The following is a 12,056-nucleotide window of genomic DNA, read 5'->3' as shown; positions in this document are numbered from 1 at the left end:
GGCGGGTGACACCATGAAGCAAGATCAGACGCAACGCGAGCAGCTGTCCGCCCTGGCGGACGGGCAGTTGCAGGGCGAGGAATTGGCCCAGGCACTGCGCTTTGCCGCGCAGGACGAGGGGCGGGAGGCCTGGCAGCTCTACCATCTGGTGGGTGATGTGCTGCGGTCATCCGAGCTGGCGCGTCCTGCCGATGGTGGCGCATTCCTGGCGCAGTTGCATCAGAAGATCGCGCAGGAACCGGCGTCCGCACGTGCCGTGCGTGATACCTTGGCACAGGCCGTGCCATCGCAGGAGTTTCCGCGCCAAGCCGCCAATGCCTCGGTGTTCCGCTGGAAGATGGTGGCGGGGGTCGCGTCGCTGGCTGCCGTGGCGGCCATCGGCTGGAATACCGTGGGTTCGTTGCGTGGTGGCGCACCGGGGCCACAACTGGCTGCCGCACCTGCCGCGCCGCAGGCGCAGGTGGTGGCCGCGGGTGGCCAGGATCAGCAGGTCATGCTCCGTGACCCGCGCCTGGATGAATTGCTGGCCGCGCACAAGCAGTTTGGCGGCGCCACGGCCCTGCAAATGCCTGCGGGTTTTCTGCGCAACGCCAATTTCGATCCCCCATCGCGCTGAACGGGGCTGGCGGGCTGCGGACGCAGTCCTTGTCGGTGGGCGGTCGTACCCCATTTGACCGATAGATGGGCCGCGTGGCCTGGATCCGCTGCTGCCTGCGCAGTCGCGTGGTCGTGGGCGACGAGATGGACAATGGCCTGAGCCATCGCGACATCCCCAGGGAACCAAATCCGCAGGCAGCATTTCTCAGAGCACACGCCTGTGGCGCAACGTGAACGCGAATTCTTGAAAGGTCGGAAATGAGAAAACTCGATTGGACGAGGTGGACTTTGGGCGGGCTGGCGGGTGTGCTGGCCCTGGCGGCGAACGTGGCCTTCGTGCCGCACGCCATGGCGCAGTACCAACCTCAGCCTGCCTCCGTGCGGGGGCTGCCAGACTTCACGGACCTGGTAGAGCAGGTGGGGCCGTCGGTGGTCAATATTCGCACGCTGGAGAAAGTCTCCGCGCGTGGCCCCATGAATGGCATGGACGAGGAAATGCAGGAGTTCTTCAAGCGCTTCGGCGTCCCGCTGCCGAACCTGCCGCGCCAGCAACGGCCCCAGCGTCCGCACCAGGAGGAAGAGCAGCCCCGGGGCGTGGGCTCGGGCTTCATCGTCAGCGCCGACGGCTACGTGATGACCAATGCGCATGTGGTCGAAGGCGCGGACGAGGTGCTGGTCACCCTCACGGACAAGCGCGAATACAAGGCGCGCATCGTGGGTTCGGACAAGCGCACCGATGTGGCCGTGGTCAAGATCGACGCCACAGGCCTGCCGGCCGTGCGCATCGGTGACAGCAGCCGTCTGCGTGTCGGCGAGTGGGTGCTCGCCATCGGTTCGCCCTTCGGTCTGGAAAGCACGGTCACTGCGGGCATCGTGAGCGCCAAGCAGCGCGAGACGGGGGAGTACCTGCCGTTCATCCAGACGGACGTGGCCATCAACCCCGGCAACTCCGGCGGTCCGCTGATCAACATGCGCGGCGAGGTGGTCGGCATCAACAGCCAGATCTATTCCCGCTCGGGCGGCTACATGGGCATTGCCTTCGCCATCCCGATCGATGAAGCCATGCGCGTGAGCGAGCAGTTGCGCGCCAGCGGCCGTGTGACCCGTGGCCGCATCGGCGTGCAGATTGGTCAGGTCACGAAGGACGTGGCGGAATCCCTGGGCCTGGGCAAGCAGCAAGGCGCCCTGGTGACCGGGGTCGAGGCGGGATCGCCGGCCGAGAAGGCCGGCATCGAGGCCGGCGACATCATCACGCGTTTCGATGGCAAGGCCATCGACAAGATCGCCGACCTGCCGCGCCTGGTGGGCAATACCAAGCCGGGCAGCAAGAGCACGGTGACCGTGTTCCGCCGGGGCAGCGCGCGCGATCTGCCCATCGTGATCGCCGAGATCGAGCCCGACAAGCCCCAGGCCAAGGCGACGGATCGGGACGCCAAGCCCAAGACGTCGACGGCGGCACAGCAACTGGGCTTGACCGTGTCGGACCTGACCGATGCGCAGAAGAAGGAACTCAAGCTGCGGGGCGGCGTGCGCATCGAGTCCGCCACCGAGGCGGCCGCGCGGGCGGGTCTGCGCGAGGGGGATGTGATACTGGCCATCGCCAACGTGGAGGTGCCGGGCGTCAAGGAGTTCGAGGCCGCCCTGGCCCGTGCCGACAAGAGCAAGCCGGTCAATGTTCTGTTCCGCCGTGGCGAGTGGGCGCAGTACGCACTGATCCGGCCGGCGCGCTGACGCCGGCACCGGCCTGATGACCCACCTGCGGGTGGGGTCAGGCCGGTACGCCGATGCCATGGCAGCGGCAGGGTCATGAAAAATCCTCCCCGTGTCTGGTGCCGTCCTGAAAAGGGTTATCGATCGGATTGGGTAGAATAGACAGTATCCATGCGCGACTATTGGCATATTGAAAGGCCAAAAGTCCACGATGCGGGATGTCTTCCCGGGGCTGCACAGGTGATCCACAGGTCACGCACATGTTGTCCTTTGTTTGGCATCGAGTATGTTGATAAGTTGTGGATAAAATACTTGTTGCCGCCCTGCAACGACCCGCGAAGGCTGCGAAACGGCCTTTTTCTTGCCGGCTTTTTGCCTACAATGAAGCTCCAACCAATCGCAGTTGCCAAAGATTGTTGGTTCAGGGCGCGTCATCAGTCGACGCGCCCTTTTTTCTTGTGTGCCCCCTGGTAATTCAAACACTTGACGGTTTTCGTTGATGAACCACATCAGAAATTTTTCCATCATCGCGCACATTGACCATGGCAAGTCCACGCTGGCGGACCGCTTGATCCAGCGCTGCGGCGGGTTGGCCGAGCGTGAGATGGAGGCCCAGGTGCTCGACTCGATGGACATCGAGAAAGAGCGCGGCATCACCATCAAGGCGCAGACCGCCGCGTTGCAGTACAAGGCCAAGGATGGACAGGTCTACAACCTCAACCTGATCGACACGCCCGGCCATGTGGACTTCTCCTACGAGGTGAGCCGTTCGCTGTCCGCATGCGAAGGCGCGCTGCTGGTGGTGGATGCCTCGCAGGGCGTGGAGGCGCAGACCGTGGCCAACTGCTACACCGCGCTCGATCTTGGCGTGGAAGTGCTGCCGGTGCTCAACAAGATGGACCTGCCGCAGTCCGACCCGGAGAACGCCAAGGCAGAGATCGAGGATGTGATCGGCATCGACGCGGGCGACGCCATTCCCTGCTCGGCCAAGACAGGCATGGGCATCGAGGAAATCCTGGAGGCCATCGTGGCCAAGGTGCCGGCGCCCAAGGGCAATCCCGAAGGGCCGCTGCGCGCCATGATCATCGATAGCTGGTTCGACAGCTACGTCGGCGTGGTGATGCTGGTGCGCGTGGTCGATGGCCGCCTGCTCAAGAACGAGCGCATCAAGATGATGGCCACGGGCGCGGCCTACGAGGCCGGCAGCCTGGGCGTTTTTACCCCCGCCAACGAACCGCGCGATGCGCTGCGCGCCGGCGAGGTGGGCTATGTGATCTGCGGCATCAAGGAGCTGCAGGCCGCCAAGGTGGGCGACACCATCACGCTGGAGAAGAAGCTGCCGAACAATGCCGGCCCCGCCACCGAGGCGCTGCCGGGTTTCAAGGAAATCCAGCCCCAGGTGTTTGCCGGCCTGTACCCGACCGAGGCGAGCGAATACGACCAGCTCCGCGACGCGTTGGAGAAGCTCAAGCTCAACGATGCCTCGCTGCACTACGAGCCCGAGGTCAGCCAGGCGCTGGGCTTTGGTTTCCGCTGCGGCTTCCTGGGCCTGCTGCACATGGAGATCGTGCAGGAGCGCCTGGAGCGCGAATTCGACCAGGATCTCATCACCACGGCGCCCAGCGTGGTCTACCAGGTGGTCAAGCCCGATGGCGAGGTGATCATGGTGGAGAACCCGGCCAAGATGCCCGATCAGGGCAAGCTGCAGGAGATCCGCGAACCCATCGTCACCGTGCATCTGTACATGCCCCAGGAGTATGTGGGACCAGTGATGACGCTGGCCAACCAGAAGCGCGGCGTGCAGATGAACATGGCCTACCACGGACGCCAGGTCATGCTGACCTACGAGATGCCGCTGGGCGAGATCGTGCTGGACTTTTTCGACAAGCTCAAGTCGGTGTCGCGCGGCTATGCGTCGATGGACTACGAGTTCAAGGAGTACCGTGCCTCGGACGTGGTGAAGGTCGATATCCTGCTCAACGGCGAGAAGGTCGATGCGCTGTCCATCATCGTGCACCGCAGCCAGTCGCAGTACCGTGGCCGCGCCGTGGTCGCCAAGATGCGCGAGATCATCAGCCGCCAGATGTTCGACGTGGCCATCCAGGCCGCGATCGGAGCCAACATCATCGCGCGCGAAACCATCAAGGCGATGCGCAAGAACGTGTTGGCAAAATGCTATGGCGGCGACATCACCCGCAAGCGCAAGCTTCTTGAGAAGCAGAAGGCAGGCAAGAAACGCATGAAACAGATCGGATCGGTCGAGGTGCCCCAGGAAGCCTTCCTGGCCATTTTGCAGGTGGAGGACTGATGCAGGCCATGCAGATCCTCACTTCGCTGGTGCTGGCCGCGTTCGCGGGCTACATGGGCGCCTGGTATTTCGGCGCGATCGAAGGCAATTTCGCCCTGCTGCTCTTCCTGGCCACGGTCGTGACGGGGGCCTACTGGCTGGCCGAGCGGTTTTACTTCCTGCCGCAGCGCCTGCGCGCGGCCCAGGCCGTCGAGGATGCCGCCGCCCAGCGCCGCGCCGAACTCGACCGCATGGGTATCGCCAAGGTGGACATCGACGTCCAGGATTCGAAAGAGCGCCTGCTCATGCAGCCCTGGTGGCTGGATTGGACGGCCGGCCTGTTTCCGGTGATCGTCGCCGTCTTCCTGCTGCGCTCCTTCCTGTTCGAACCCTTCAAGATCCCTTCGGGTTCCATGGTGCCGACGCTGCTGGTGGGCGACCTGATCCTGGTGAACAAGTTCACCTACGGCGTGCGCCTGCCGGTTATCAACACCAAGATCATCGAGATGAACTCGCCCCAGCGCGGCGATGTGATGGTGTTCCGCTACCCGCCCCAGCCCAGCTTCGACTACATCAAGCGCGTGGTCGGCGTGCCGGGAGACGAGGTGGCCTACCTGAACAAGCGCCTCACCGTGAACGGCAAACCCGTGGAGACATCCACGGCGCCCGACTTCTTCGATGAAAGCACGATGCGCTACTTCAAGCAGTACGAGGAGCAATTGGGGGATCGCCCCCACCGGCTGCTGAACAATCCAGAGGCTCCGGCCTTTGTCCAGGGGGCCAGCAACTTTGCCTACCGCGACAACTGCCGCTACAGTGTGGAAGGCGTCGTGTGCAAGGTCCCCGAGGGGCATTACTTCATGATGGGCGACAACCGCGATAATTCGCTCGATTCGCGCTACTGGGGCTTCGTGCCCGAGGCCAACATCGTGGGCAAGGCCTTCTTCGTCTGGATGAACTTCGGCAGCCTCAAGCGCATCGGGTCTTTCAACTGAGCCGTCGCAGACACGGCGAACAACCAAGGGGAGATAGGGTATGCATGCTCAACGTACAGTCAGCCGGGCGCGCCAGCGTGGCCTGTCGTTCATTGGTGTCATCTTCATCGGCCTGCTCGCCGTGGCAGCGTTCGCCATCGGTGGCCAGTCGATACCGATCTTCTTGGAGTATCAAGCTATCCAGAAGGCTGCAGCGAAGGCTGCGAAAGAGGGGTCTACCGTGCCGGATGTCCGTGCAGTTTTTGATCGGGCAGCAGCTATTGACGATATTGCTTCGATCAAGGGTAAGGATCTTGATGTGACCAAGCGAGGTGACAAGATAGTCGTGTCGTTCAAGTACTCGCGCGAGATCGCCCTCGCGGGTCCGGCCTATCTGGTCTACCGCTTCGAAGATTCGACCAAGTAGGTGCAGCCCGCTCTTGTCTCGCTGCAGTCGCGGCTGCAGCACCGTTTTTCCGATCCCGCGCTGCTGCAGCGCGCCGTGACGCACCGCAGCTTCAGCGCCGACCACAACGAGCGGCTGGAATTCCTTGGTGACTCCGTTCTGAGCCTGGCCATCTCCAGCCTGCTGTACCAGCGGCTCAGCGCTTTGCCCGAAGGCGATCTCTCGCGCGTGCGGGCCAACCTGGTCAAGGAGGACACTCTGCACCGCCTGGCCCTCGGCCTGAGCCTGCCCGAAGTGCTGCGCCTGGGGGAAGGCGAGTTGCGCTCGGGCGGGCACAAGCGCCCCTCTATCCTGGCCGATGCCCTGGAAGCCCTGATCGGTGCCGTCTATCTCGACGCCGGCTATGCCGGCGCCGAAGCGCTGGTGCACCGGCTGTATGAAGCCGTCGAGATCAACCCCCAGATGCAGGCGGCGGCCAAGGACGCCAAGACCGCATTGCAGGAGTGGTTGCAGGGTCGCAAAATGCAACTGCCTCAATACCGCGTGGTGGGCACCGCCGGCGCGGCGCACAAGCAGACCTTTGACGTCGAGTGCGCCATCCCCGAGCTGTCCCTGACCGAGCGTGGTACTGGCGGCTCGCGCCGTGCGGGCGAGCAATCCGCCGCCACCGCCATGCTGGCCACACTGAAAGCAAGACACACATGAATGAAGATGCTACTAAAAATGTAGCTGACAGCGCAGAAAAAAAGGGCGCTGAAGGCCAGAACGACCTGGAGGCCATGCTGGCGGCAGCCCGCCCTGCGGGCGCGCCTGCCGCCGATACGTCGGGCCAGCGCTGTGGCGTGATCGCCATCGTGGGCAAGCCCAACGTGGGCAAGTCCACGCTGCTCAACGCGCTGGTCGGTCAGAAGATCAGCATCACCTCGCGCAAGGCGCAAACCACGCGCCACCGCATCACCGGCATCCGCACGCTGGGCGCCACGCAGTTCGTCTTCGTCGACACGCCCGGCTTCCAGACGCGCCATGCCACGGCGTTGAACAAGTCGCTCAACAAGACCGTGATGGGCGCCATCGGCGACGTGGACCTGATCCTCTTCGTGGTCGAGGCCGGCAGTTTCACGCTGGCCGACGCCAAGGTGCTGTCGCTGTTCAAGCCCGGCATTCCCACGCTGCTCATTGCCAACAAGCTCGACATGGTGCACCGCCGCGCCGAGATTGCGCCCTGGCTCAAGGGCATGCAGGAGCGCCACCCGTTCGCCGAGTTCGTGCCCATGTCGGCCAAGAACAAGGGCGACATCGAGCGCCTCTTCGGCATCTGCGAGAAATACCTGCCCGAGGCCCCCTGGTGGTACGGCGAGGACGAGCTGACCGACCGCAGCGAGAAGTTCCTGGCCTCCGAGACTGTGCGCGAGAAACTGTTCCGCTTCACGGGCGACGAGCTGCCCTACACCTCCACCGTCATCATCGACAAGTTCGAGGAAGAGGCGAGCAAGCAGCACAAGCGCCTGGTGCGCATTGCCGCCACCATCGTAGTCGAGCGCGACAGCCACAAGGCCATGATCATCGGCGACAAGGGCGAGCGCCTCAAGCGCATCGGCACAGAGGCGCGCCAGGAGCTGGAAAAACTCCTCGACGCCAAGGTGTTCCTGGAGCTGTGGGTCAAGGTGCGTTCGGGCTGGGCCGACGACGAGGCGCGCGTGCGCTCGTTCGGCTATGAATGAGGAGCACCCCCCTGAGGCGCTGCGCGCCTTCCCCCCTCTCCTGCGGGAGGGAGGACGACGCCAGTGGCCTGGCGAAGCCAGTTCCACGGCGTCTGCTGGTGTGGGCGGCAGTCTGTAGCATGGGCCGATAACGAAATCAGCCGCCAGCGCTTATCGGTCATCCGCTGGCAGCTATTGAATCCATAGCATCATGCCGGCCCGCCGCTTCTCCAACGAACCTGCCTTCGTGCTGCACCGCTACGACTGGAGCGAGTCCAGCGTCATCCTGGAGGTGTTCACGCGCCACCACGGCCGCATCGCGTTGGTGGCCAAGGGCGCCAAGAAGCCCAGCTCCAATTTCCGGCCGGTGCTGCTGCCGCTGCAGCCCCTGCATTTGACCTGGACGCAAGGCGAGGGTGCGGGCGATATCCACACCCTCAAGGGCGCGGAATGGGTGGGGGGACACACCATGCCCACGGGCGACGCGTTGCTGTCGGGCACCTACCTCAACGAGCTGCTGCTGCGCCTGCTGGCGCGCGATGACGCGCATGCCGTCCTGTTCGACACCTACACCGCGGTGGTGCGCGTGCTGGCCAGCGAGCATGGCGAGGCGCTCGAACCCGTGCTGCGCAGCTTCGAGCTGCTGCTGCTGCGCGAGATCGGCCTGCTGCCGGCGCTGGACACCCAGACGCTCACCCTCGGCGCCCTGGAGCCTCAAGCCCGCTACACCCTGGTGGCCGAGGCCGGCCTGCGCGCGGCCGCCGCGCCCCAGGACCGCGCCAGCCTGGCCGGGGCGCAGTGGCAGGCCCTGCACGCCGCGCTGCAGGAGGGCGCCGCTTTCACCGACCTGCTGCGCGCCGTGGCGCCGGCGGCCGCCGAGCTCAAGCCGCAACTGCGCGCCTTGTTGCAATACCATTGCGGCAGCCCGCTGCTGCGCACGCGCCAGTTCATGATGGACATGCAATCGCTATGAATTCTGCTTCCCACCGCACCGCGCTGTCGGTCAATGTCAACAAGGTCGCGCTCGTGCGCAACACGCGGCATCTCGGCATTCCCAGCGTCACGCGCGCTGCGCTGCTGTGCCTGCAGGCGGGCGCCCAGGGCATCACGGTGCATCCGCGCCCCGACGAGCGCCACATCCGCGCGCACGACGTGCACGAGCTGGCCGAGCTGATGCGTGCCTGGCCTGGCCGCGAATACAACATCGAAGGCAACCCCTCGCAGAACCTGATGGATTTCATCCGCCAGGTGCGCCCCCACCAGGCCACCTTCGTGCCCGACAGCGAAGACCAGTTCACCAGCGACCACGGCTGGAGCTTCCCGCAGGATGCCGAGCGCCTGCGACCGCTGATCGCCGAGTGCCAGCAGCTCGGTGTGCGCGTGAGCCTGTTCATGGACCCGGTGCCGGCGCAGATGGCGCTGGCGCGGGCCGTGGGCGCCGACCGCGTTGAGCTCTACACCGAGCCCTACGCCGCCGCCTGGGGCACCGACCGCCAGGCCGCCGAGCTGGAACGCTACTGCGCCGCCGCCCAGGCCGCGCTCGATGCGGGCCTGGGGGTGAACGCCGGCCACGACCTCAACCGCGACAACCTGGCGGCCTTCGTGCGCACCGTGCCCGGGCTGCTGGAGGTTTCCATCGGCCACGCGCTCATCGCCGACGCGCTGGAGCTGGGCTACGCCGCCACGGTGTGGGCCTACCAGGCCTGCATCGATGCCGGATGCTCCTGATTCAATAGCTTCTGACGCTTGATGGGTGGGCGCTACAGGCCAATTCCATTTAAAACCATGATCTACGGCATCGGCACCGACATCTGCGACGTGCGGCGCATCCAGGCCAGCCTGGAGCGCCACGGCGACCGTTTCGCCGAGAAGGTGCTCAGCGAGGCCGAGCTGGCTACCTGGCGCGAGCGCAGCGCGCGCTGGCCCGAGCGCGGCGTGCGCTACCTGGCCACGCGCTTTTCCGCCAAGGAGGCGTTCAGCAAGGCCATCGGCCTGGGCATGCGCATGCCCATGACCTGGCGCTCCTGCGAGGTGGGCAAGCTGCCCAGCGGCCAGCCGGTCATCGTGCTGCACGGCGCGCTCAAGGAATGGTTCGAGGCGCGCGCGCTCACGGCGCACCTGAGCGTGACGGATGAAACCGACTATGCCGCGAGCTTTTGTGTGGTGGAAAAACAAGGCCCTGACGCTTGATATATAAGCGCAAGCAGCTATAAAATCAGTAGCAAATCACTGCTGATAACCATGACCGAGCACGCCCCCCTCATCCTCGACATCGCCGGCACCCAGCTCAGCGCCGACGACCGCCGCCGCCTCGCGCACCCGCTGACAGGCGGCGTGATCCTGTTCACGCGCAACTGGGAAAACCGCGCGCAGTTGCTCGAACTCACCAGCGCCATCAAGGCCGTGCGCGACGACCTGCTGATCTGCGTGGACCATGAAGGCGGGCGCGTGCAGCGCTTTCGCAGCGACGGCTTCACGCATCTGCCGCCCATGCGCGCCCTGGGCGCGATGTGGATGCAGGACGGCAAGGGCGGCCCGGGCAGCGGCGCCATGGCGGCCACCAATGCCGCCACGGCGGCGGGCTACGTGCTGGCCAGCGAGTTGCGCGCCTGCGGCGTGGACTTCTCCTTCACCCCCGTGCTCGACCTGGATTGGGGCGGCAGCGGCGTGATCGGCGACCGCGCCTTCCACGCCGACCCCCGCGTGGTCGCGCTGCTGGCCAAGAGTCTGGCGCACGGCCTGCTGCAGGCCGGCATGGCGCACTGCGGCAAGCACTTTCCGGGGCACGGCTTCGTCAAGGCCGATTCGCACACCGAAATCCCCGTGGACCGGCGCGGCCTCAAGGCCCTCCTGCAGGACGACGCCGCGCCCTATGCCTGGCTGCGCGGCACGCTCACCAGCGTGATGCCCGCGCATGTGATCTACCCCAAGGTGGACAGCCGGCCGGCAGGCTTCTCGCGCAAGTGGCTGCAGGACATCCTGCGGGGGCGGCTGGGCTTCGACGGGGCCATCTTCAGCGACGACCTGAGCATGGAGGGCGCGCGCCGCATCGACGGGCGGCTCGTCGGCTACACCGAGGCGGCCGTGGCCGCGCTGCAGGCCGGGTGCGACCTGGTGTTGCTGTGCAACCAGAGCCTGGGCGACGGCCATGTGGTGGACGAGCTGCTCGACGGCCTGGCCGCGCAGCAGGCGCAGGGCGAATGGCAGCCCAGCCAGGACAGCGAATCGCGCCGCGTGGCGCTGCTGCCGCAGACCCTGCCGCTGGCCTGGGACGATCTGATGTTCCAGCCGGCCTACCAGCAGGCGCTGGAGATGCTGCCGTAGCGGCGGCAGTGGCGGCGCGCCTCAGCCGGGGCGCTGCTCCACCGTGTCCAGCTGCATCTCGAAGCTGAAGAAGCGGTCGCGCCCCTGTGCCTTGGCGGCATAGAGGGCCTGGTCGGCACGCATGATCATGCCTTCGGCGCTGGTGTTTTCGTCGGGCACGCAGGTGGTGATGCCGCCCGAGAGCGTGAGCACGTCGCCCAGTGGCGAATCCGGGTGGGCGATGGCGCGCGTGCGCAGCAACTGGCCCAGGGCGCGCGCGAAGGTCATGGCGCCCGAGCGCGGCGTGCTGGGCAGGATCAGCGCGAACTCCTCGCCGCCGTAGCGCGAGGCCACGTCACGCGGGCGCACGCAGACCTCGTGCAGCACCCGGGCCACTTCCTTCAGGCAGCCGTCGCCCCGTACATGGCCGGCGGTGTCGTTGTAGCGCTTGAAGTGGTCCAGGTCGCAGAGCATGAGCGTGAGCGGCGTGCCGTCGCGCCGCGCCGCGATGATCTCGCTGTGCAGGATGCGGTCGAAGCCGCGCCGGTTCACCAGGCCCGTGAGGGCGTCCACCTCCACCATCTCGTTGAGGCGCTGGTTGGCCAGGTGCAGCTCCTCGGTCAGGCCCACGAGGCGCCGTCGCATGTCGAGCAGGCGGCGCATGGCGCGCAGCTTGGCCACGAGCACGATGGGCTTGACGGGCTTGACGAGGTAGTCGTCGCCGCCGGCCTCGATGCCACGCCAGACGTCGAGGTCGTTGTCCAGGCCGGAGAGGAAGATGATGGGCGTCCAGTCACCCGGCTCGGCCATGCGCATCTGCTGCGCGACCCAGTAGCCGTCGTTGCCCGGCAGGCGGATGTCGAGCAGCACCAGGTCCGGGCGGCGCAGCTTGAACAGGTGCAGTGCCACATCGCCATTGGGAGCCTCCAGCACATCGCTGACGCCAGCATGGCGCAGCTCGCCCACCAGCGCGGCGCGGACCGAATCCTGGTCCTCGACCACCAGCACGGACATGGGGCCCATGCCGATCGGCGGCAGCAGGGATGCGGAGGTTTCGATGGGCTGGGCGGATGTCATGG

The 12,056-nt window shown here is 65.8% G+C and carries 13 protein-coding genes; 11 read left to right on the top strand and 2 right to left on the bottom strand.

The window, feature by feature from the left end:
* The first annotated feature begins 13 nt into the window (after window positions 1–13).
* A complete protein-coding gene (locus D8S75_RS12935) occupies window positions 14–616 on the top strand; it encodes a sigma-E factor negative regulatory protein (RefSeq protein ID WP_198673203.1) in 603 nt (200 codons plus the stop codon).
* A 239-nt stretch (window positions 617–855) separates the two neighbouring features.
* Window positions 856–2,328, top strand: coding sequence for a DegQ family serine endoprotease (locus D8S75_RS12930; protein WP_119966764.1), 1,473 nt, complete (start codon window positions 856–858; stop codon window positions 2,326–2,328).
* Window positions 2,329–2,559: 231 nt separating this feature from the next.
* Here D8S75_RS12930 and D8S75_RS17490 read toward each other — a convergent pair whose 3' ends face one another.
* Window positions 2,560–2,817, bottom strand: a complete 258-nt coding sequence (locus tag D8S75_RS17490; protein WP_157982650.1) for a hypothetical protein — start codon at window positions 2,815–2,817, stop codon at window positions 2,560–2,562.
* Here D8S75_RS17490 and lepA point away from each other — a divergent pair.
* From lepA to nagZ, 9 genes are all read left to right on the top strand, one after another.
* Window positions 2,807–4,615 (top strand): translation elongation factor 4, encoded by a 1,809-nt coding sequence (lepA, locus tag D8S75_RS12925; RefSeq protein ID WP_119966763.1) that lies wholly within the window; start codon window positions 2,807–2,809, stop codon window positions 4,613–4,615. The genes D8S75_RS17490 and lepA overlap by 11 nt on opposite strands.
* Window positions 4,615–5,589: a signal peptidase I gene (gene lepB, locus D8S75_RS12920; protein WP_119966762.1), complete on the top strand. Its 975-nt coding sequence runs from the start codon at window positions 4,615–4,617 to the stop codon at window positions 5,587–5,589. The genes lepA and lepB overlap by 1 nt, the downstream gene beginning before the upstream one ends.
* Window positions 5,590–5,629: 40 nt before the next feature.
* Window positions 5,630–5,995 (top strand): DUF4845 domain-containing protein, encoded by a 366-nt coding sequence (locus D8S75_RS12915; protein WP_119966761.1) that lies wholly within the window; start codon window positions 5,630–5,632, stop codon window positions 5,993–5,995.
* Window positions 5,996–6,679, top strand: coding sequence for a ribonuclease III (gene rnc / locus D8S75_RS12910; RefSeq protein WP_119966760.1), 684 nt, complete (start codon window positions 5,996–5,998; stop codon window positions 6,677–6,679). It begins immediately after the preceding gene.
* Window positions 6,676–7,695 carry a GTPase Era gene (era, locus tag D8S75_RS12905; protein ID WP_119966759.1) on the top strand — a complete coding sequence of 340 codons (1,020 nt, stop codon included), beginning with the start codon at window positions 6,676–6,678 and terminating at the stop codon, window positions 7,693–7,695. The genes rnc and era overlap by 4 nt, the downstream gene beginning before the upstream one ends.
* Before the next feature lie 190 nt (window positions 7,696–7,885).
* Complete coding sequence (gene recO, locus D8S75_RS12900; protein WP_119966758.1) at window positions 7,886–8,647, top strand: DNA repair protein RecO; 762 nt, start codon at window positions 7,886–7,888, stop codon at window positions 8,645–8,647.
* The gene (locus D8S75_RS12895; protein ID WP_119966757.1) at window positions 8,644–9,402 is read left to right on the top strand and encodes a pyridoxine 5'-phosphate synthase; all 759 of its coding nucleotides are present in this window, start codon (window positions 8,644–8,646) and stop codon (window positions 9,400–9,402) included. Before recO ends, D8S75_RS12895 begins: the two co-directional genes overlap by 4 nt.
* A 57-nt stretch (window positions 9,403–9,459) precedes the next feature.
* Window positions 9,460–9,864 (top strand): holo-ACP synthase, encoded by a 405-nt coding sequence (gene acpS / locus D8S75_RS12890; protein ID WP_119966756.1) that lies wholly within the window; start codon window positions 9,460–9,462, stop codon window positions 9,862–9,864.
* Between the two features lie 51 nt (window positions 9,865–9,915).
* On the top strand, window positions 9,916–10,998 hold the full coding sequence (nagZ, locus tag D8S75_RS12885) for a beta-N-acetylhexosaminidase (protein WP_119966755.1): 1,083 nt from the start codon (window positions 9,916–9,918) through the stop codon (window positions 10,996–10,998).
* Window positions 10,999–11,019: 21 nt separating this feature from the next.
* Here the strand turns inward: nagZ and D8S75_RS12880 are convergent, their stop codons facing one another.
* On the bottom strand, window positions 11,020–12,054 hold the full coding sequence (locus tag D8S75_RS12880; RefSeq protein WP_119966754.1) for a GGDEF domain-containing response regulator: 1,035 nt from the start codon (window positions 12,052–12,054) through the stop codon (window positions 11,020–11,022).
* Window positions 12,055–12,056 lie beyond the last annotated feature (2 nt).

It is taken from the genome of Simplicispira lacusdiani (assembly GCF_003604195.1).
GTDB classification, from domain to species: domain Bacteria; phylum Pseudomonadota; class Gammaproteobacteria; order Burkholderiales; family Burkholderiaceae_C; genus Simplicispira; species Simplicispira lacusdiani.
Note: the sequence above shows the minus strand (reverse complement) of the source record. Positions and strands in the feature narration are given on the sequence as shown.